We start from the raw sequence: 20157 nt of genomic DNA on the forward strand, positions 1-20157 counted from the left end.
GGCGCCGGGTGGCTCAGCCACCCGGCGCCGTCGGCACACCAGATCAGATGTCGTCCACCGTCACCAGCGTGCTGGCCACGCCGTTCGCGTCGACCGACTGCACCTGGAGCTTGTCGATGTCGCGCACCGGGGCCGAGGTGGACGCGCTCAGCTCCAGCGGAAGCTGGTTCTGGTTCGTCCCGTAGCCGCCGACCGGCACCGACCAGGTGGAGATCACCTCGCTCGTGGCGTTCTTGCGGACCACCACCAGCCGGCACGTGCGCGGCCCCGGCAGACGGCTGAGCTGCACCGCGATCTGCGTGCCGTACTCCTTGCGGGCCAGCCACATCGTGGTCTGCACGCCGGTCCCCGGGTCGGTCGCGTTGTGCTGGTCGCCCTCGATGTCCTCTTTCCCGCCGACGCCCGGGTCGTTCGGGTTGCCCGGCTCGCCGCTCGGCGCCACGCTCGGCGCGGCCTGCGTCGGCCCGGCCTGCGGCGGCGCCGGATCGTCGCCGAGCATCCCGGCCGCCGCCGCGCTCGCGCCGCCGAACACCACCACGGCCGCCGCCGTCGCCAGCAACTGCCGCACCCGGGTACGACGGCGGTCCCGCCGTACCGCCATCAGTGTCCGGTCCAGCAGCGCCGGATCGGTGTGCGTCTGCTCCAGCGCGGCCATCGCCTCGCCGTCGATGCCGGAGAGCAGTCCCACCACCGGGACCATCGTCTCCAGTTCCGCCGCGCAGGCCCAGCAGGTGGCCAGGTGCTCCTCGAACCGCTCCGCGTCCTGCGCGTCCAGTACGCCGAGCGCGTACGCGGCGACGTCCATGTGATCGGCCCGGCTCATTCGGTCACCCCCCTCTCCTGCAGAGCCGTGCGCAACGCGCGCAGCGCGTAGTAGACCCGTGACTTGGCGGTACCGAGCGGGAGCCCCAGCTCCTCGGCCGCCTCCGGCACGGTGCGCCCCCGGAAGTAGGTCGCCACCAGGATCTCCCGGTGCGACTGGCTCAGCGTACGCAGCGCGTCCGCTACGGTCATCGTGCGCAGCACCCGGTCGGTGCTGTCCGACTCGGCGAACATGGTCAGATCCCGGTCGTACGTCTCGGGTGGGCGGGCCTGCTCACTGCGGTGCTCGTCGATGGCGATCCGCCGGGCCACGGTGACGAGCCAGGGGCGCAGCGAGCCCTGGCCCTGCACGCCGAGCCGGTGCGCGTTGCGCCAGGCCCGCAGCAGCGTCTCCTGCACGATGTCCTCGGCGCGCTGCCGGTCCCCGCCGGTCAGCCGCATCACGAACATCAGCAGCGGGCCGGCGTGCTCGGCGTACAGCAGGCGGATCAACTGGTCGGAGTGGCTGGCCTCGGCGGAGGTCGCCTGGTGGCGTCCGGGAGCGGGTCGCGGCGGCACCGGGTCATTCTGGCGATCGGTGGACCGGGCGTCGACCCCCCGGCCCGAACGCGAGGCGCGCGAGTGTGGTTGTGCCCGGGCGAACATCCACTCGGGCCGCGCCACCTCGCCGTGCCAGCCGGCCGCCACCGCATGCATGCAGACCTCCGCTGTCCAATGACATCAGCCGGCCCCCCACGGGCATGGCCGCCCGGGGATACGCAGCGATCAGCCGATCGGATCAACGTCTGACCGAAAAAATTCCCGGCGGTGGGGGAGTGGAGTCGACGGCGTCCGCGTCGTGGACCACCGCCGCGCCGCCGGTGAACCGGTCCAGCTCGGCACCGGCCAGCACCCGGCCGGGGAACCAGTCACCCGCCGCCCGCCGGGTCAGCTCCGGAACCGGCGGCTCCACCCGGGACGCCACCAGGACCAGGTTGCCGTAGCGCCGGCCGCGCAGCACCGCCGCGTCGCCGACCAGGCAGGCCCGGGGCAGCACGGTACGCACCGTCGCGACCTGGGCGCGGGCGTGCCGCAGCGGCGGTCCGTCGGCCACGTTCGCCAGGTAGCTGCCGCCGGGCGCGAGCACCCGGGCCACCTCGGCGGCGTACTCCACCGAGGTCAGATGCGCGGGGGTACGGGCGCCGGCGAACACGTCGGCCACGATCACGTCGTACGCGCCGTCCCGGCTCGACGTCAGCGTCGCCCGCGCGTCGGCCACCCGCACCTTCAGGCGCGGATCCGACGGCCAGGGCAGCTCGCGGCGGACCAGCTCCACCAGCGCGCCGTCCACCTCGGACACCCGCTGCGTCGAACCGGGCCGGGTGGCCTGCACGTAGCGGGGCAGGGTGAGCGCGCCGCCACCCAGGTGCAGCACCCGCAGCGGCGTCCCGGCCGGCGCCACCAGGTCCAGCGCGGCGGCCAGCCGCCGGACGTACTCGAACTCCAGGTGCGAAGGATCGTCGAGATCCACATGCGACTGCGGCGCACCGTCGAGCAGCAGCGTCCAGGAGCCCGGACGGTCGGCGTCCGGCACCAGCTCGGCCCGGCCGGTGTCGACGTCGGCCGTCACCCGGTCGGAGTCGCGTCGCCGGCCCATCAGCGCCGCATCCCGCGCGCCGCGGCGGTGAGCACCCGGTGCAGCAGCCGCGCGTCGCCGAGCATGCCCCGCAGCCGGCGTTCCAGCCCGGCGATCGGCACCAGGTTCTGCGGGGCGCGCGGATCCTTGTACGGGGTCGAGGCGAACCGGGGCAGCGTCACCAGCGACAGGTCGGCAAGCGCGATCGCCTCCGGCACGGTCAGGTCGGCCGAGCACTCCACCCGCACGATGCCCGCCCAGGGCGCGCCCGCGCGCACCGGCAGCCGCAGATACCACGACCAGCCGCCCCAGGCCGTGCCCAGCCGGAACACCGGGCAGCGCTCGCCCGGCGCCAGCCCGGTCACCACAGCCGTGAGCCGGGCGTCCAGGTACTGGCTGTGCTGCGTCTTGATGTACCCGAGCGTGCGCGGCAGGTTCCGCCGGCTACGCAGCGGGCCGTCCACCACCAGCAGGTCGCCGTCGGTGCGTACCGCGTCGGAGACGGCCACCTCCAGCGCGGTCAGCGGCGCCTGCACCGCCGCGGGCAGCTTGCTCAGCTCACCGGTGCCGCTGACCCGGTGCACCGGGTAGCGGACCGTCCCGGCGACCACGTCCTGCGCCGACGGACTCGCCGTGAACAGGCCACGGCCCACCCGGGAACCGGCCATCTCGGCGGCGCCCCGGTCGAGGTCGCAGCGGACCACACCGGCCGCGTACGAGGCGGCGATGCCGGGGAACGAACCGCCGTCCTCCTCGGCCGTCCAGACGCTGGCGTCGATCCGGCGTACCCCGTCGACGAGCAGCACCACGTCCGGCGCCCGCACGCCCGCGCGCGGGCCGATCGCCCGCCAGTCGGTGGCCGGCAGTTCGACGTCGGCGTCGACCTGCGCGCTGCTCGGCGCGGCCGGCCCGGACCCGCCGGCCGCCTCGAACGACGCGCCGTACGACGGATCCCACGCGTCGACGAAGAACGCCGGCGACGGCCCGGTCACGCGGCGCTCCGCCGGCCCGTGCCGGTCACAGGCCGGTCCGTTCCACGCGGGCCGTCCGCGCGTCCTTACGGACCTCGAACCGGACCGGGATGCGCTCGGCCAGCGCCGGCACGTGGGTGACCACGCCGACCATCCGGTCGCCCCGGGCGGCCAGGTTCTCCAGCGTCGCCGCGACCGTGTCCAGCGTCGCCGCGTCGAGCGTGCCGAAACCCTCGTCCAGGACGATCGACTCCAGGCTCGCGGCGGTGGTGGACATGCCGGCGAGCTGCTCGGACAGCGCCAGCGCCAACGCCAGCGACGCCTGGAACGTCTCCCCGCCGGACAGCGTGCGCACCCCGCGCCGCAGCCCCGCGTCGTGGTGGTCGACCACGAAGAACTCACCCTTGTCGTGGACCAGGTCGTACTGCCCGCCGGACAGCTCCCGCAGGATCCCCGACGCGCCGTCGACCAGCAGGTCCAGCGCCTCGGTGAGCAGCCAGCGCTCGAAGTTGTTGGCCCGCAGGTGCGAGGCGAGCGCCCGCGCCACCCGGGCCTCGTGCTCGTGCCCGGCCCGCTGTTCCCGCAGCCCGGCGGCCTGCTCGCGGCGCTCGTCGAGCCGGCGCAACTCCGCCTCGGCCCGCTCCACCGCCACCGCCACGTCGCGCGGCGCGTCCTGCGGCGCGTCCAGCCCCGCCGCGGTGAACAACGCGGCGATCCCGTCGGCGACCCCGGCCGCGGCCCGCTGCGCCGCCTCCACCGAGTCGGCCAGCCCGTCCCGGTCCGCGCGTCGCGCCTGCGCCTGCTCGCCCGCCCAGCCGGCCAGCGCCGCCCACGCCGCCGCCACGTCGTCCCGGTCGGCGGCCGGCGGCCCGAACCGGGCCAGCCCGTCGCGTACCGCGTCGAAGTCACGCCAGGCCCGGCGCAGCCGCTCCTGCGCGGCGTCGAGTGCGCCCCGCGCCCGCCGGGCCGCCTCCCGGCCGGCCCGCACCGCGCCGGCCGCCTCCTCCAGCGCCGTCCGCAGCCGTGCGTGCTCGGCCAGCGACTCGCGCAGCCGCTCCGGCGCGGGCGCGTCCGCGAGCTGCTCGTCCAGCTCGGCCAGGCGCGCGCCGAGCTGGTCGTGCTGGGTCCGGGCGCGCAGCAGCACCCGGTCGGAGTCACGGGCCGCGGTGTCGCGTTCCTGCACCACCCGCTTGGCCGCCTCGCTCGCCGCCCGCGCCGCCTTGCCCGCCTCGATCGCCCGGCTCACCGCCGAACCCTTCGGCACCGCCGGCACCGTGGTGACGGTCTGCTCGCACACCGGGCAGGGCGCGCCGCCGACCAGGTGCGCCCGCAGCGCCACCGCCTGGTCGGCGGCCTTCGCGTCCTCGTGCGCGCGGAACGCCGACTCCAGCTCCGTCTCGGCCCGCTGCGCGTCCGCCCGCGCCGCCGCCAGCGCCTCCACCGCCGCCTCGTGTTCGGTCCGCGCCGCGTCCACCGCCGCGCGGACCGTCGCCGCCTCCGCGGTCAGCCGGTCCCGGTCCGCGTACGCCTTCAGGTGCAGCCGCAGCGCGCTCTCGTCACCGGCGGCGGCCAGCTCCCCGCGCAGCTTCTCCTCGCGCTCCTCGGCCAGCCCGACCGCGGCCGCCGCCTCGTCGGCCGCGACCCGGGCCTGCGTCACCGCCCGCGCCAGCTCGGCGGTGCCGTCCGGCGGCCGCACCCCGGCCAGCACACCCAGCTCGGCGTCGAGGGCGGCAAGCGCCGCGGCCCGCTCACCCGCCGTCGCCCGGGCCCGCTCCCATTCGGGTACGGCGGCAGCGACCGCTGCGGCCAGTTCCCGCATCGCGTCCACCCGCTCCCGGGCGGCGGTCAGACTCTCGTCGTCGACGTCGGCGAGCCCGCCGAGCATCTTGTCGACGGTCTCCAGCTTCGCCTCGGCCTGCCCGGCCCGCTCGACCGCCTTCTTCTGCACCGACTCGTAGACGCCCAGCCCGAGCAGGTTCACCAGGATCTGCTGACGGGTGGCCGGCTTGGCGTGCAGGAAGTCGGCGAACTGTCCCTGCGGCAGCACCACGCACGAGGTGAACTGCTCGTACGGCAGCCCCACCGCGTCCAGCACCGCCTGCTCCATCTCGGCCGGGGTGCCCGCCACCACCTCGCCCAGATCGTCCGGGCTGAGCCCGGTGTCGAGCTTGGTGACGTCGAACCCCGGCGGCATGAGCTGGAGACCGGCGTTCGCGGTCTTCACAGTGCCCCGGCCGTCGCGGCGCACCACCCGGGTCGCCACGTAGCGGTCCCCGGCGGACTCGAAGACCAGCCGGACCCGCGCCTCGGTCGCCGATGGCGCCAGCGCGTTCGCCAGCCCCCGGGCGCCGCCCCAGCGCGGCACCGTCCCGTAGAGCGCGAAGCAGATCGCGTCGAGCACCGTCGACTTGCCCGAACCGGTCGGCCCGACCAGCGCGAAGAAGTCCGCGTCGGTGAAGTCGACAGTCGTCTCGTCGCGGAACACCGTGAACCCGGCCATGTCCAGCCGCATCGGCCGCATCAGTGCTCCACCTCCTCGAGCAGCTCGTCGAAGAGTTCCCGGACACCCTCGTCGGCGTGCCCGCGGCTGTCCAGGTAGTCGCCGAACAACTCGCCCGGCGACCGGCCGGCCCGCTGAGCCGTCCGTGTCCCGCTGCCCGGCGCGGGCACCAGATCCGGATCGATCCGGATCTCCAGCGCCCGGGGCAGCAGCTCCTGCACCTCCTCGCGCAGCCCGGCCCGGGGCTGCTCCCGGACGTAGACGCGCAGCCAGCCCTCCGGCGCCTCGATCTCGGCGAGCTGCGCGAGCGTGCCGCGTACCGTGCGCAGCGGCACCGCGCCCGGCACCGGCACCTCGCGGATACGGGCGGCCGTGGTGGCTGTCACCTCCACGATCGTCACCGAGCCGACGTTCTCCTGCTCGCCGAAGTCGACGGCGAGCGGACTGCCGCTGTAGCGGATCGGGCACGGGCCGATGACCCGCTGCGAGCGGTGCAGGTGACCCAGCGCCACGTAGTGCGCGTTGCCGGGGAAGACTGTCGCCGGAACCGCGTATCCGAGCACCGTGTGCGCGTCCCGCTCACCGCCGCCGGTGCTCGCCCCGACCACAGTCAGGTGCGCCGTGACCAGGTGCACGCGGTCCGGCTCGGTGAACCCCTCGGCGAGGCGGTCCAGCACCCGCCCCAGGTGGTCGGCGTACGTCTGGTTGGCCTCGGCCGGGGTGAGCGTGTACATCTCCACCGCGCGCACCGCGTACCGCTGGGACAGGAACGGCAGCGCGGCGAGCCGCCAGCGCTCCCCGCCGGCGGTGACCCCGTCGACGACGTGCTCGTCCGGGTTCTCCCGGACGCTGCCGCGCAGCGTGATCCCGGCGGCCTCGGCCCACGGGCGCAGCGCGTCCAGCGCCGCGCCGTTGTCGTGGTTGCCGCCGATCGCCACCACGTCGGCCCCGGTACGCCGCAGCGCGGTCAGCGCCCGGGTGACCAGCCGGGTCGCCTCCGGGGTCGGCGCGGCGGTGTCGTACAGGTCACCGGCGACGATCACCAGGTCGGGCCGCTCACGCTGGGCGATCTCGATCACCTGGGCGAGGACCTGCTTGTGCTCCTCGGCCCGGGACTGCCCCTTGAGGACCTTGCCGACGTGCCAGTCCGAGGTGTGCAGGATCTTCATCTGGGTGCCGCCTAGAACGGGATGTCGTCGTCGGAGGAGCCGGAGCCGACCACCGCGAACGGATCGGCGGCCTGCGTGATCGACCGTAGCGTCTCCGAGGGCGCGCGGCCCGCCTCCGAGACCCGGGTGGCCCACGCCGGGAACGGGAACTCCAGGCAGAGCGGCACCGGGATGTCCGGCTGGTTGACGAACATCGTGCCCGGCTTGGCCAGCAGCGCCCGCTGCCGCTGGGCGGGCGGCAGGAAGCCGTACTCAGGGCGGGACGCCTCGGCCGGGTCGAGCCGGCCCACCACCCGGATCGCCGAGTTGGTGACGATCCGCCGTTCCACCTCGCTGGCGGTCTGCTGCGCGCCGACCAGGATCACGCCCAGTGAGCGGCCCCGCTCGGCGATGTCGAGCAGCACCTCCTTGATCGGCGACGAGCCCTCCCGCGGCGCGTACTTGTTCAGCTCGTCGAGGACGACGAACAGCAGCGGCTTGGCGGTGCCGGCCTTTTCCTTGCGCTCGAACTCGCTCTTGAGCGTCACGCCGACCACGAACCGCTGCGCGCGATCAGGCAGGTTGTGCAGGTCGACCACAGTGACCTGGGCGCTCTCCGCCGTGTTGATCGAGTGAGGGCGGCGGGTCGCCAGGTCGCCCCGGATCAGCCGGCCCAGGTCCTTCTTGCTGCCGATCAGCCGCCGGGCGAACGCGTTGACGGTGCCCAGACCGACCGCGCTGCCCGCCCACTCGCCGCGTGTCTCGTCGTCGTTGAGCTGCTCGACCACGTGGTCGACCAGATCGGCGTACGAGCCGAGCCGCACCCCGTCGATGCTCACCCCGCCGTCGGCCGGCTGGGCGTAGCGGGCCAGGTGCGCGGCGACCGAGTGGACCACCATCGTGTACTGCTGGCGCTCGTCGTCCGCGTCGGCGAACACGTACGGCAGGAGCCGGTCGGCGCAGAACTCGGTCAGCGTCCAGTAGAAGCTGTCCACCCCGGTGAGCCGGCTGCTCACATCCGGCGTGCCGGAGGAGTCGCCGACCCGCGGCGGGGCGTACACCCGCACGTCCGGGAACGCGCCGGCGTCCAGGCCCAGCTTCGCGTACGCCGCCCGGGTCGGGTCGTCGAGCCGGCTGTTCGGGTGGTCGAGGAAGAGCAGGTCCTCGCCCTTGACGTTGAAGATCAGCGCCTTCGCGTTCACCGCGTCGCCGCCCAGCACGCCGGAGCGGAACACCGAGTAGAGCAGGAACGTGGCGAAGCTGGTCTTGGTGGCGACACCGGAGATGCCGGAGATCGACACGTGCGCGCCCCGGGTGCCGTCGAGGAAGTCGGCGTTGAGGTAGACCGGCACGCCGTCACGGCCCATCCCCATCGGGATCCGCCGCTCCATCCGGTCGAAGTGCAGCGCCCGCGCCCGCGCGTCACCCTCGGCCCGGTGCACCACCGCGCCCGGTGTGGGCGGCACGTAGAACTCCGGGTCGACCCGCGTGGTGGTCACCTCGGCCGCCTCCTGCACCTGCGCCGGCAGCGTGCCGTCGGCGATGGCGAAGACGTCGGAGTCGAACTGCGCCCCCTCGTGCCGGGCGCGCACCTGGGTCACCACCCCGGCGATCGTCACCGGCTCACGGTCGGGCAGGTCGCGACGGGTCACCACCACGTCGTCGAGTTGCAGGTAGCTGCCCGGCGCGACGGCGGTCCAGAAGGTGAGCGGGGTGGCGTCGGCGGTGCCGAGCACCCGGCCGACACCCTCGCCGGGCCCGTCGAGCTGATCGTCGGTCATCGGCGGTCTCCGGTCGGCTGGTCGTACCGTTGGCGGTGCACGTCGTGCATCCTGCCCGAGGGATGCGACAGGTTGCCACGCGACGCGGCGGACGCCACGTCACGCGTGCGCCGAACGGTAGCCACCCGAATCCGCCCGATCACGATGCGTGCCTTTCCTCCACGTTCGCCCCTCCGCCGCCCGCCGCCCCGCCCCTCCGCCGCCCGTCGCGCCGCCCCGCCCGCAGCCTGCCGCGCCGCCAGCCGCCCGCCGCTGCGGGGCCGTCTGCTGCGCCGGCGCCGCAGGCTCCCGGGCGGCCCGCTCGATGACCGCCAGCGGTGCCGTCGGGTGGCCGAGATGCGGCCCGGCCCGGCGCGGCCTGGCCCGGCGCGGCCTGGCCCGGTGCGGCGCGGCCCGGCGCGGTGCGGTGCGGCGCGGTGCTGTCCGGCCCGGCCCGGCCGCTCGGTGGAACACCACGGGTGCCTCCGCAGGCCGATGACACCCATGGCGTTCCACCCGTCGCCTGCCCACCCCGAACTCGCCGTTTCCGGTTTGCGCGTCCCGAGCCGCGGGAGTCGTGTCCCACGTGTCAGGACGACGCGGAGATCTTGGTACGAAAGGGCCCCTCTAGGGGCCGTTTGATACCAAGATCTCGAGTGCCGAGTGCCGAGTGCCGAGTGCCGAGTGCCGAGTGCCGAGTGCCGAGTGCCGCGTGCCGAGTGCCGAGTGCCGCGTGCCGCGTGCCGCGTGCCGCGTGCCGCGTGCGGGTCAGGCGGCGAGGGCGGCGCCAGCGCGTGGTGCGCGTCGGGGGTTGTGGGGCGTGCCGCGAGCCGCAGTGGGTCAGGCGGCGGGGGCGGCGCCGGCGGGCGGGGTCTCGGCGGGGTCGCGGGCGTAGCGCAGCATCAGCACGCCGTCGGCGGCGGCCAGCACGTGCCGCAGCGGCAGGTGACGCGGGACGCTGGCGTCCCCGGCGGTGATCCGGCCCGGCCCGGCGCCGGCGAGCAGCGGCGCCACGGTCAGGCACAGTTCGTCGACCAGGTCGGCGGCGGTGAGCGCGCCGAACAGGTGCGGGCCGCCCTCGCAGAGCAGTTGGCCGAGCCCGCGCCGACGCAACTCGGCCAGGCCGGCGACGAGATCGACCTGCCCGGCACCACCGGTCCGCCCGGAGCCGTCGGCCCGGCCGCTGCCGTCGGACTGACCGGTGCCACCGGTCCGCCCGGAGCCGTCGGCCCGGCCGCTGCCGTCGGACTGACCGGTGCCACCGGTCCGCCCGGAGCCGTCGGCCCGGCCGCTGCCGTCGGACTGACCGGCGCCGCCGATCCGCCCGGTCCCGTCGGGCGGGCCGCTGCCGTCGACCCGTCCGGCACCGTCGTCGGGCTGACCGGCGCCACCAGGCTGCCCGGTGCCGTCGGCCTGCCCAGCGTCGTCGGCCGTGTCGGTGCCGCAGCGGATCACGTCGGCGACGTCGGCCAGCCCGGGCGGCGGTACGGCGTCGGCGTGGGTGAGCACGATCGGCCGGACCGGGGCGTCTGCGAACGCGGCCTGCGCCGGGTCGAGGTCGAGCGAACCGGAGACGACCACCAGCGTGGGGAACTCGGCCAGCCCCTGCTCGCGGCGCCACGCCCGGCGTTCCGGGCTCAGCCGGACCGCCCGGTAGCCCTCGTGCCGCAGTGTGCCGGCGGCCACCACGAGACCGTCGCAGAGCATCCGCAGCAGGCCGAAGACCCGCTTGTCCGGCTCGCCGGAGAGCCCGGCCGAGTATCCGTCCAGAGTGACCGCGCCGTCGGCGCTGGCGACGAAGTTGACCCGCAGGTGCGGGCCGGCCGTCCGGCCGTAGAGCGCGGTGAGCTGCGGATCGGTGAGCGCACCGGTGACGGGTGCGGGCCAGATCCGTTCGATCGGGGTTCCGACGGTCATTCGCCGGCCGGACCGGTGACCGGAGGGGTGGGTTCGGGGGTACGGTGCTGGCAGTCGCACCACTTCCGGCCAGGACAGTCGTCGTGCCGCCGTTCCCGGCAGGCTCGGCAGATCATGCAGGCAGCCTATGCCCAGGAAGGATGGGACGTCGTGTCGCGTCAGATCTTCCAGCTCATGGTGTCGCTGGCCGGCGTCCGGCCGCCGGTGTGGCGGCGGGTGCTGGTGCCCGGCGGCTACACGCTGGACCGGCTGCACCGGGTGATCCAGCACGCGATGGGCTGGCGCGACTGCCACCTGCACTCGTTCGACGTGGACGGCCGGCAGTACGGCGAGCCCGACCCGGACGGCGAGCTGGCGCTGCGCGACGAGCTGGACGTCCGGCTGGACGCGCTCGTGGGCAAGGGCGACCGGTTCCGCTACACGTACGACTTCGGTGACTGGTGGGAGCACGACCTGGTGGTGGAGGACTGCTGCGCCGCCGATCCGGACGAGCGCTACCCGCTGTGCCTGGACGGGGAGCGGGCCTGCCCGCCGGAGGACGTGGGCGGTCCGGGCGGGTACGCGGTCCTGCTGGCCGCGCTCGCCGATCCCGCGCATCCGGAGCATCCGACCATGCGCGAGTGGGCCGGCCCGGCGTTCGATCCGGCCGTGTTCGACCCGGACCGCGCCACCGTCCTGCTGCGCCGCTGCTGCTGACCCGATCCCTCGCGCCATCGACCGCGCGACCAACTGCACCGCCGAACCGCGCGACCACTGCACCGCCGACCGCGCGACCAGCCGGGCCACCGACCGCGCGCACCTGCCGGGCCACCGACCGCGCGCACCTGCCGCGTCACCGACCGCGCGCACCTGCCGGGCCACCGACCGCGCGCACCTGCCGCGTCACCGACCGCGCGACCAGCCGGGCCACCGACCGCGCGCACCTGCCGCGTCACCGACCGCGCGACCCGCGGCGCCACCCCGCACCGCTGACCGCGCGGTCCCCGCGCAGGGGCCGCATGCCGACGCGGTAACGAAATGGGAACGCTCCCAACGGTCTATTGACACCCCTGTCACCTCCCGGCAACCTCATGGGAGCGCTCCCGAGAGTGGTGCGGATCTCCCTCCTGCCCGCTCCGGCCCGCGCGAAACGCACCCCCCACCACACAGCAGATATCGCCTCACCACCGAAAGAGGGGTCTCGGATGAGCGTCCCAATCCGTCGTCGGCGGTTCGCGGCCATCGCGCTCGCGTCCGTCGTCGTGCTCGGCACCACCGCCGCCTGCGGCGATGACTCGGACAGCGGCGACAGCGGCAGCGGCGGCGGCCCGGTCACCCTGGTCGTCGACGTCTTCGGCGACCAGGGCTTCGGCTACGAAGAGCTGTACAAGCAGTACGAAGCGGAGCACCCGAACGTCAAGATCCAGGAGCGGGGCAAGGGCCTCGGTCTCGGTGACTACAACACCCGTCTGACCCAGCAGATCACCGCGGGCTCGGGTGCCGGCGACGTGGTGGCCCTGGAAGAGGGCACCATCGTCCAGTTCTACGCCCAGGCCGACAAGTTCGTGAACCTCGCCGACCACGGCGCGAACGACCTCAAGGGCAACTTCCTGCCGTGGAAGTGGGAGCAGGGCACCACCCCCGACGGCAAGGTGCTGGGCCTCGGCACCGACGTCGGCTCGATGGCGCTGTGCTACCGCAGCGACCTGTTCAAGGCCGCCGGGCTGCCCACCGACCGCGAGCAGGTCGGCGCGCTCTGGCCGACCTGGGACGAGTTCATCGCCACCGGCCAGAAGTTCGCCGCCGCCGACAAGAAGCACAAGTTCGTCGACTCGGCGACCAACTTCTACAACGTCGTGCTGATGCAGATCGCGGGCCAGGGCACCGGCTACACCTACTACGACAAGAGCAACAAGCTGGTCATCGACCAGAACCCGGACGTGCAGGCCGCGTACCAGCTCACCACCAAGATGATCGCCGCCGGGCTGTCCAACAACCTCCAGTCGTTCTCCAACGAGTGGAACGCCGGCTTCAAGAACGGCACCTTCGCCACCATCGCCTGCCCCGCCTGGATGACCGGTGTCATCAAGGGCCAGGCCGGTGACGCGGCGGCCGGCAAGTGGGACATCGCCAAGGCGCCGGGCGCCGGTGGCAACTGGGGCGGCTCCTTCCTCGGCGTGCCGAAGTCGAGCAAGCACCAGAAGGAGGCCGCGGAGCTGGCCAAGTTCCTGACCAGCGCCAAGGGCCAGATCGGCGCGTACAAGGCGGTCGGCAACCTGCCCTCGAACCCGCAGGCGCTCACCGACCCGGCCGTGGCCGACTCGACCAACGACTACTTCAGCAAGGCCCCGGTCGGCAAGATCTTCGCCGCCGGCGCCACCGACCTGAAGCCGGTCTACCTCGGCCCGAAGAACAACGCGGTCCGCACCGCCGTGGAGAACACGCTGCGCGCCGTGGAGCAGGGCAAGTCGGCCGACGAGCAGTGGCAGGCGGCCCTGAAGAACGGTGCGGCCGCCGGTAAGTGACCGGTTGAGCCGCCCGCGGGTGGCGCCGGCAGCCCTGGCTGCCGGCGCCACCCGCGGTGCCCGCAGAGTCCGGCGTCGCCCGTGTGGCGGGTGACGCCGGCCGAGGAGAAGGACTCCCCATGAGCCTCGACCTGCACGCCGCGGCGCCGCCCGAGCCCGGCGCGCCCCGCGCCGCACGGCACACACGCCGCCGCGCCGCCTCGATGACCCGGCTGGACCTGAAGTACTCGCCGTACCTGTACGTCCTGCCGTTCTTCGTGATCTTCGCCGTGTTCGGCGTGTACCCGATCGCGTACACGGTCTGGATCGCGCTGACCGACCGGTCGCCGCTGAACTCGACGATCTCCTTCGTCGGGATGGACAACTTCGTCGAACTGATCACCGAGGATCCGCAGTTCTGGAACGCGGTGGTCAACACGTTCGGCATGTTCCTGCTCTCCACAGTGCCCCAGCTGCTGCTGGCACTGATGCTCGCCAACGCGCTGAACCGGAAGCTGCGCGCGCAGACGTTCTTCCGGATGGCCATCGCGATGCCGATCATCACCTCGACCGCTGTGGTCGCGCTGATCTTCTCGATGATCTACGCCAAGGACTTCGGCCTGGTCAACTGGCTGCTCGACAGCGTCGGCCTGGACCCGATCGACTGGCGGGCGAACCGCTTCGCCTCCTGGTTCGCCATCTCCACCATGGTCGACTGGCGCTGGGTCGGCTACAACGCGCTGATCTACCTGGCCGCCATGCAGTCGATCAGCAAGGACATGTACGAGGCCGCGGCGCTGGACGGCGCCTCCCGGCGGCGCCAGTTCTGGTCCATCACGGTCCCGCAGCTGCGCCCCACGATCATCTTCACGCTGATCATCTCCACCATCGGCGGCCTCCAGCTGTTCACCGAGCCCCTGCTGTTCACCAGCGGCTCGGGCGGTCTCTCCGGTGGTTCGGAGGGCCAGTTCCAGACCATCACGATGTACCTGCTCGACGTGATGAACCAGCGCTTCCGGTGGGGTTACGCCGGGGCGGTCGCGCTCGTGCTCTTCGTGCTCATCGCGTTGATGTCGGCGATCAACTACCTGCTCGCCCGCCGCATCAGCTCCGACAAGTGAGGTGACGAGATGACGACCACCGCCGTCCGCCCGCCCACCCGGCAGAGTCCGCCGATCAAGACCGCCCACCGGGCCGAGCGGCTCTGGAAGGCCAGCCCGCTCACCATGATCGGCCTGATCTTCGGCGTGCTGCTGTCCCTGTTCCCGTTCTACTGGATGATCGTGATCGCCAGCCGGACGAACGACGCGGCCAACTCCTGGCCGCCGCCGTTCCTGCCCGGCGGCAAGCTCGGCGAGAACATCGAGCGGGTACTCGCCAACAGCGACGCCAACATCGTCAAGGGCCTGATGAACTCGTTCCTGGTCTCCGGGACGATCACCGTCGCGACCGTGTTCTTCGGCTCGCTGGCCGGCTTCGCGTTCGCCAAGCTCCGCTTCCGGGGCAAGAACGCGCTGCTGCTGATCATCCTCACCTCGATGATGGTGCCGATCCAGCTCGGCGTGCTGCCGCTGTACATCCTGATGGCCAAGCTCGACTGGCTGAACACCATGCCGTCGGTGACCGTCCCGTTCCTGATCGGCGGCTTCGGCATCTTCATGATGCGCCAGTACGCCGAGCAGGCGGTACCGAACGAGTTGATCGAGGCCGCCCGGGTGGACGGCTGCTCGACCTGGCGGGTGTACTGGCACGTGGTGGCACCCGCGCTGCGTCCGGCCGCCGCGGTGCTGGGCCTGCTGACCTTCATGGAGCAGTGGAACCAGTTCTTCTGGCCGTTCGTGGTGCTGGCGGACCCGTCCAACCCGACCGTCCAGATCTCGCTGCGCAGCCTCAACACCGCCTACTTCGCCGACAACTCGCAGATCTTCGCCGGTACGTTGATCGCGACCCTGCCCCTGTTCGTCGTGTTCGTTCTGTTCGGCCGCCAGATCATCGGCGGCATCATGGAAGGCGCCGTCAAGTCGTGAGCAACCCAGCAAGCCCGCCCGCTGTCGGCGTCCTCGACGCCGGTCCGGCCCTCACCTTCCCGTCCGACTTCCTCTGGGGCGCGGCCACCGCCGCGTACCAGATCGAGGGCGGGGCGACGGAGGGCGGCCGTGCCCCGTCGATCTGGGACACCTTCAGCCACACCGAGGGCCGGACGGTGGCCGGGCACACCGGCGACGTGGCGTGCGACCACTACCACCGGATGCCTGACGACGTGCGGCTGATGGCCGACCTGGGCCTGCGGTCGTACCGCTTCTCGGTGAGCTGGCCGCGGGTGCAGCCGGGCGGCACCGGCGGGGTCAACCAGGAGGGCATGGACTTCTACCGCCGGCTGGTCGACGAGCTGCTCGGCCACGGCATCGAGCCGTGGCTGACGCTCTACCACTGGGACATGCCGCAGCCGCTGGAGGACGCGGGCGGCTGGCCGGCCCGGGACACCGCGGCCCGCTTCGCCGAGTACGCCCACCTGGTCGCCGAGGCGCTCGGTGACCGGGTGAAGTACTTCACCACGCTGAACGAGCCGTGGTGCTCGGCGTTCCTCGGCTACGGCTCCGGCGTGCACGCGCCGGGCCGCAGGGACGGCGCGGACGCGGTCCGGGCCGGGCACCACCTGATGCTCGGTCACGGCCTGGCCGTGCAGGCGGTACGCGCGGTCCGCCCGGACGCGCAGCTCGGCATCACCGTCAACCTGTACCCGGTGACCCCGGCGAGCGGGTCGGCGGCGGACGCCGACGCGGCCCGCCGGATCGACGCGCTGGCGAACCGGTTCTTCCTGGACCCGGTGCTGCGCGGGTCGTACCCGGCGGACCTCGTCGCGGACCTGCGTCAGGTCACCGACATGGGGCACGTGCGCGACGGTGACCTGGCGACCATCTCCACGCCGCTGGACATGGTCGGGGTCAACTACTACAGCCGGCACGTGGTGGCCGCGCCGGTCGAGGGCGCGGAGCCGGAGCCCTACTGGCGGGCGCCGTCCTGCTGGCCGGGCAGCGAGGACGTCCGGTTCGTCACCCGGGGTGTCCCGGTGACGGACATGGACTGGGAGATCGACGCCCCGGGCCTGGTGGAGACGCTGGAGCGGGTCCACCGGGAGTACACCGACCTGCCGCTCTACGTCACCGAGAACGGCTCGGCGTTCGTCGACGAGCTGGTCGACGGCCGGGTGGACGACCCGGACCGGCTGGCCTACTTCGCCGCTCACCTGCGCGCGGCGCACGCCGCGATCGAGGCCGGCGTGCCGCTCAAGGGCTACTTCGCCTGGTCGCTCCTGGACAACTTCGAGTGGGCCTGGGGTTACACGAAGCGGTTCGGCATGGTCTATGTCGACTACGACAGCCAGGCCCGGATCGCGAAGTCCAGCGCCAGGTGGTACGCCGACGTGATCCGACGCAACGGACTGCCCGCACAATAAGCTGGGCCAGCCAGTAACGGGCGGCCCGGCGCCGACGCCTCAATCGGTGCCGGGTCCGCCCGACCGTCGGAGGAGCACAACGATGACAACGCAGCGCACCCGCTCGCTCGGGCGTCCGACCCTCGACGCGGTCGCGGCCCGCGCCGGCGTCGGGCGCGGCACGGTCTCCCGCGTGGTCAACGGCTCGCCGCAGGTCAGTCCGGAGGCCCGGGCCGCCGTCCAGCAGGCCATCGCCGAACTGGGGTACGTGCCGAACCGTGCCGCCCGTGCGCTGGTCACCCAGCGGACCGACTCGGTCGCACTGGTCGTGTCCGAGTCGGGGGAGCGGGTCTTCACCGAGCCGTTCTTCGCGGCCATCGTCCGGGGCGTCAGCTCCGGGCTGGTGGAGACGCCGATGCAGCTCTGGCTGGCCATGGTGCAGTCGCCGATCGAGCGGGAACGGGTCGAGCACCACCTGACCAACCAGCACGTGGACGGCGTACTCCTGCTGTCCCTGCACGACGCCGACCCGCTGCCCACGCTGCTGGAGGAGCGCGGCCTGCCGACGGTGCTCGGCGGCCGTCCGGCGCGGATGCTGCACCCGAACGCGCAGCCGGCGTGGTTCGTCGACATGGACAACGTCGGCGGCGCGCGGCAGGCGGTGGAGCACCTGTTCCGCCAGGGCCGCCGGCGGGTCGCGACCATCGCGGGCCCGCAGGACATGGGCGCCGGCCTGGCCCGGCTCTCCGGCTACCAGGAGGCCGTGCGCGCGGCCGGCGGCCGGGTCGACCCGGGCCTGATCGCGTACGGGGACTTCAGCGAGGGCAGCGGCACCGCGGCCATGCGCCGGCTGCTCGACGTCTGCCCGGAGCTGGACGCCGTGTTCGTGGCCTCCGACCTGATGGCCTTCGGCGCGCTGCGCGCGTTGCGCGAGGCCGGCCGCCGGGTGCCCGAGGACGTGGCGGTGATCGGCTTCGACGACGCCCCGATCGCGCGTCAGGCCGAGCCGCCGCTCACCACCGTGTTCCAGCCGGTGGAGGAGATGGGCCGGCAGATGGCCCGGCTGCTGGTGTCCCGCATCCGCGGCGAGGAGGTCCCCTCCCCGCACGTGCTGCTGGACACCGAGCTGATCCACCGGGCCTCCGGCTGACCCACCCCCGGCGACGGGGGAGCGGTCAGGACCAGCGGCGCAGTTCGCGGCGGGCCAGCGACGCGCGGTGGACCTCGTCGGGGCCGTCGGCCAGGCGCAACGTGCGGGCCTGCGCCCACAGCTCGGCCAGCGGGGTGTCCTGGCTGACCCCGGCCCCGCCGTACGCCTGGATGGCCTTGTCGATCACCCACTCGGCCATCAGCGGCGTGGCGATCTTGATGGCCTGGATCTCGCTGTGCGCGCCCTTGTTGCCGACGGTGTCCATCAGCCACGCGGTCTTGAGCACCAGCAGGCGGGCCTGCTCGATCCGGACCCGCGACTCGGCGATCCACTCGCGGACCACGCCCTGCTCGGCGAGCGGGCGGCCGAACGCGATCCGGTCGAGCACGCGCCGGCAGAGCAGCTCCAGGGCCCGCTCGGCCATGCCGACCAGGCGCATGCAGTGGTGGATCCGGCCGGGGCCGAGCCGGGCCTGGGCGATGGCGAACCCGGTGCCCTCCTCGCCGACCAGGTTGTCCACCGGCACCCGGACGTCGGTGAAGTCGATCTCGGCGTGCCCGCCGTGCGGGGCGTCGCTGTAGCCGAAGACCCGCATCCCGCGCCGAACGGTCACGCCGGGGGTGTCCCGGGGGACCAGGATCATGCTCTGCTGGCGGTGCCGGTCGGCGTCCGGGTCGGTCTTGCCCATCACGATGAAGATCTCGCAGCGCGGGTCCATCGCCCCGGACGACCACCACTTGCGGCCGTTGATCACGTAGTGGTCGCCGTCGCGGGTGATCCGGGTGGCGATGTTCGTCGCGTCCGAGGACGCCACCTCCGGCTCGGTCATGCAGAACGCGGACCGGATCTCACCGGCGAGCAGCGGCATGAGCCACTGCTTGCGCTGCTCCTCGGAGCCGAACTCGGCGAGCAGTTCCATGTTGCCGGTGTCCGGCGCGGCGCAGTTGAGCGCCTCCGGGGCCAGGTGCGGGCTGCGGCCGGTCAGCTCGGCCAGCGGCGCGTACTGGAGGTTGGTCAGCCCGGCGCCGTAGCGGGCGTCGGGCAGGAACAGGTTCCACAGCCCGCGCGCCCGCGCCTCGGCTTTGAGTTCCTCCATCACCGGCGGGCGGGCCCACGGGTCGCCGGCCGCGGCCACCTGCTCGTGGTGCACCGGCTCGGCCGGGTACACGCACTCGGTGAGGAACGCCTCCAGCCGCTGCCGCAGCTCGACCGTCCGGTCGTCGTACGCGAACTCCATCTAGCTCTCCCTCACCGCGTGCAGTCCGTGTGCCACGAGCGGCGCCACCATGTCGCCGATCCGGTCGAAGCCCTCGCCCAGCGTCTGGCCGAGCGTGTGCCGGTAGTGGATGCCCTCGCAGATCACCGCGAGCTTGAAACAGCCGAGTGCCACGTGCCAGTGCAGCGGGCCGACGTCGACGTCGCTGCGCCCGGCGTACCGCTCGATCAGTTCGGCGCCGGTGGGGAAGCCGGCGCGCGGCCCGATGCCGTCGGCCACCGGGTTGCCCTCGCCGTGGTCGCTGTCGCCGAGCACGTCCCAGTACGTCAGCAGCAGCCCGAGGTCGGCCAGCGGGTCGCCGAGCGTGGCCATCTCCCAGTCGAGCACCGCCCGCACCGCCACCGGGTCGACGGTGGCGAGCAGGTTGTCCAGCCGGTAGTCGCCGTGCACGATCCGGCCCGCGTTCGCGCCCTCGGGCACGCTGGCGGCCAGCGCGTCGCGCAGCTCGTCGATGCCGGGCAGCGGCCGGCTGCGGGACCGGTCGAGCTGGCCGGCCCAGCGGCGCACCTGCCGGGCCAGGTAGCCCTCCGGGCGGCCGAAGTCGGCCAGCCCCACCTCGGCCGGCTCGACCCGGTGCAGCGTGGCGAGCGTGTCCATCATCGCCATCGCGAGGTCGCGCCGCTGGGCGGCGGTGAGCGCGTCGGTCTGCTCCCGCCGCCGGTAGACCTCGCCGTCGACCTTCGCCATCAGGTAGAACGGCGCGCCGATGACGCTCTCGTCGGCGCACAGCAGCAGCGCCTCCGGCACCGGTACGCCGGTCGGCGCGAGCGCCGAGATCACCCGGTGCTCCCGGGCCATGTCGTGCGCGGTGGCCAGCACGTGCCCCAGGGGCGGCCGGCGCAGCACCACCTCGCGGTCGCCGGCGCGCAGCAGGTAGGTGAGGTTGGACTTGCCGCCGGCGATCAGCCGCGCCGACAGCGGCCCGCTCAGGTCCGGCCGGTGGACGGCCAGGTGGGCGGCGAGCCGGTCGAGGTCGAGCCCGCGCGGGGCCGGACCGGTCGAGGGCGCGGCGACATCGGCGGCCGGATCGGTCATCCAATTAGTTGATGGCAGCTCAGCTTTGTTGTCAAGGTCGGGTT

The 20157-nt window shown here is 73.4% G+C and carries 15 protein-coding genes and 2 pseudogenes; 6 read left to right on the plus strand and 11 right to left on the minus strand.

The features are described from left to right. Positions 1-43 precede the first annotated feature (43 nt). The 9 genes and pseudogenes from MICAU_RS08250 to MICAU_RS32390 all read right to left on the minus strand — a co-directional run. Positions 44-823, minus strand: a complete 780-nt coding sequence (locus tag MICAU_RS08250; protein WP_013284846.1) for an anti-sigma factor family protein — start codon at positions 821-823, stop codon at positions 44-46. Continuing rightward, positions 820-1518: a sigma-70 family RNA polymerase sigma factor gene (locus MICAU_RS08255; RefSeq protein ID WP_013284847.1), complete on the minus strand. Its 699-nt coding sequence runs from the start codon at positions 1516-1518 to the stop codon at positions 820-822. The genes MICAU_RS08250 and MICAU_RS08255 overlap by 4 nt, the downstream gene beginning before the upstream one ends. An 82-nt stretch (positions 1519-1600) precedes the next feature. Next, positions 1601-2458: a spermidine synthase gene (locus tag MICAU_RS08260; RefSeq protein ID WP_013284848.1), complete on the minus strand. Its 858-nt coding sequence runs from the start codon at positions 2456-2458 to the stop codon at positions 1601-1603. Then, positions 2458-3429: a hypothetical protein gene (locus tag MICAU_RS08265; RefSeq protein ID WP_013284849.1), complete on the minus strand. Its 972-nt coding sequence runs from the start codon at positions 3427-3429 to the stop codon at positions 2458-2460. Before MICAU_RS08265 ends, MICAU_RS08260 begins: the two co-directional genes overlap by 1 nt. A gap of 25 nt (positions 3430-3454) precedes the next feature. After that, positions 3455-5929 (minus strand): AAA family ATPase, encoded by a 2475-nt coding sequence (locus MICAU_RS08270; protein ID WP_013284850.1) that lies wholly within the window; start codon positions 5927-5929, stop codon positions 3455-3457. Beyond that, positions 5929-7077 carry an exonuclease SbcCD subunit D gene (locus MICAU_RS08275; RefSeq protein WP_013284851.1) on the minus strand — a complete coding sequence of 383 codons (1149 nt, stop codon included), beginning with the start codon at positions 7075-7077 and terminating at the stop codon, positions 5929-5931. The genes MICAU_RS08270 and MICAU_RS08275 overlap by 1 nt, the downstream gene beginning before the upstream one ends. 11 nt (positions 7078-7088) lie before the next feature. Beyond that, positions 7089-8837: an ATP-binding protein gene (locus MICAU_RS08280; protein ID WP_013284852.1), complete on the minus strand. Its 1749-nt coding sequence runs from the start codon at positions 8835-8837 to the stop codon at positions 7089-7091. An 819-nt stretch (positions 8838-9656) separates the two neighbouring features. After that, positions 9657-9959: pseudogene (locus MICAU_RS32385) on the minus strand (dihydrofolate reductase family protein); the annotation flags it as partial. 252 nt (positions 9960-10211) lie between these two features. After that, a pseudogene (locus MICAU_RS32390) lies at positions 10212-10733 on the minus strand (dihydrofolate reductase family protein); the annotation flags it as partial. Between the two features lie 150 nt (positions 10734-10883). On the opposite strand from MICAU_RS32390, the gene MICAU_RS08290 reads away from it, so the two are divergent. The 6 genes from MICAU_RS08290 to MICAU_RS08315 all read left to right on the plus strand — a co-directional run bounded on the left by MICAU_RS08290 (position 10884) and on the right by MICAU_RS08315 (position 17802). Beyond that, on the plus strand, positions 10884-11429 hold the full coding sequence (locus MICAU_RS08290) for a plasmid pRiA4b ORF-3 family protein (RefSeq protein WP_041798869.1): 546 nt from the start codon (positions 10884-10886) through the stop codon (positions 11427-11429). Between the two features lie 488 nt (positions 11430-11917). After that, complete coding sequence (locus MICAU_RS08295; RefSeq protein WP_013284855.1) at positions 11918-13237, plus strand: ABC transporter substrate-binding protein; 1320 nt, start codon at positions 11918-11920, stop codon at positions 13235-13237. A 119-nt stretch (positions 13238-13356) separates the two neighbouring features. Then, positions 13357-14337, plus strand: a complete 981-nt coding sequence (locus MICAU_RS08300) for a carbohydrate ABC transporter permease (RefSeq protein WP_013284856.1) — start codon at positions 13357-13359, stop codon at positions 14335-14337. Between the two features lie 105 nt (positions 14338-14442). Continuing rightward, complete coding sequence (locus MICAU_RS08305; protein WP_030274682.1) at positions 14443-15243, plus strand: carbohydrate ABC transporter permease; 801 nt, start codon at positions 14443-14445, stop codon at positions 15241-15243. Further along, positions 15240-16673: a GH1 family beta-glucosidase gene (locus tag MICAU_RS08310; RefSeq protein ID WP_013284858.1), complete on the plus strand. Its 1434-nt coding sequence runs from the start codon at positions 15240-15242 to the stop codon at positions 16671-16673. Before MICAU_RS08305 ends, MICAU_RS08310 begins: the two co-directional genes overlap by 4 nt. Before the next feature lie 82 nt (positions 16674-16755). Continuing rightward, positions 16756-17802 (plus strand): LacI family DNA-binding transcriptional regulator, encoded by a 1047-nt coding sequence (locus MICAU_RS08315; RefSeq protein ID WP_013284859.1) that lies wholly within the window; start codon positions 16756-16758, stop codon positions 17800-17802. 25 nt (positions 17803-17827) lie between these two features. Here the strand turns inward: MICAU_RS08315 and MICAU_RS08320 are convergent, their stop codons facing one another. Continuing rightward, complete coding sequence (locus tag MICAU_RS08320; protein ID WP_013284860.1) at positions 17828-19039, minus strand: acyl-CoA dehydrogenase family protein; 1212 nt, start codon at positions 19037-19039, stop codon at positions 17828-17830. Beyond that, positions 19040-20113, minus strand: coding sequence for a phosphotransferase family protein (locus MICAU_RS08325; protein ID WP_013284861.1), 1074 nt, complete (start codon positions 20111-20113; stop codon positions 19040-19042). Between the last annotated feature and the right edge of the window lie 44 nt (positions 20114-20157).

Origin of the sequence: Micromonospora aurantiaca ATCC 27029 (assembly GCF_000145235.1) — a bacterium.
Classification (GTDB): Bacteria; Actinomycetota; Actinomycetes; order Mycobacteriales; family Micromonosporaceae; genus Micromonospora; species Micromonospora aurantiaca.

Coding starts and splice junctions, on each gene's coding strand:
- MICAU_RS08260 (WP_013284848.1), bottom strand. CDS start 2,458: ATGGGCCGGCGACGCGACTCCGACCGGGTGACGGCCGACGTCGACACC.
- MICAU_RS08255 (WP_013284847.1), bottom strand. CDS start 1,518: ATGCATGCGGTGGCGGCCGGCTGGCACGGCGAGGTGGCGCGGCCCGAG.
- MICAU_RS08320 (WP_013284860.1), bottom strand. CDS start 19,039: ATGGAGTTCGCGTACGACGACCGGACGGTCGAGCTGCGGCAGCGGCTG.
- MICAU_RS08300 (WP_013284856.1), top strand. CDS start 13,357: ATGAGCCTCGACCTGCACGCCGCGGCGCCGCCCGAGCCCGGCGCGCCC.
- MICAU_RS08250 (WP_013284846.1), bottom strand. CDS start 823: ATGAGCCGGGCCGATCACATGGACGTCGCCGCGTACGCGCTCGGCGTA.
- MICAU_RS08305 (WP_030274682.1), top strand. CDS start 14,443: ATGATCGGCCTGATCTTCGGCGTGCTGCTGTCCCTGTTCCCGTTCTAC.
- MICAU_RS08280 (WP_013284852.1), bottom strand. CDS start 8,837: ATGACCGACGATCAGCTCGACGGGCCCGGCGAGGGTGTCGGCCGGGTG.
- MICAU_RS08325 (WP_013284861.1), bottom strand. CDS start 20,113: ATGACCGATCCGGCCGCCGATGTCGCCGCGCCCTCGACCGGTCCGGCC.
- MICAU_RS08295 (WP_013284855.1), top strand. CDS start 11,918: ATGAGCGTCCCAATCCGTCGTCGGCGGTTCGCGGCCATCGCGCTCGCG.
- MICAU_RS08270 (WP_013284850.1), bottom strand. CDS start 5,929: ATGCGGCCGATGCGGCTGGACATGGCCGGGTTCACGGTGTTCCGCGAC.
- MICAU_RS08315 (WP_013284859.1), top strand. CDS start 16,756: ATGACAACGCAGCGCACCCGCTCGCTCGGGCGTCCGACCCTCGACGCG.
- MICAU_RS08275 (WP_013284851.1), bottom strand. CDS start 7,077: ATGAAGATCCTGCACACCTCGGACTGGCACGTCGGCAAGGTCCTCAAG.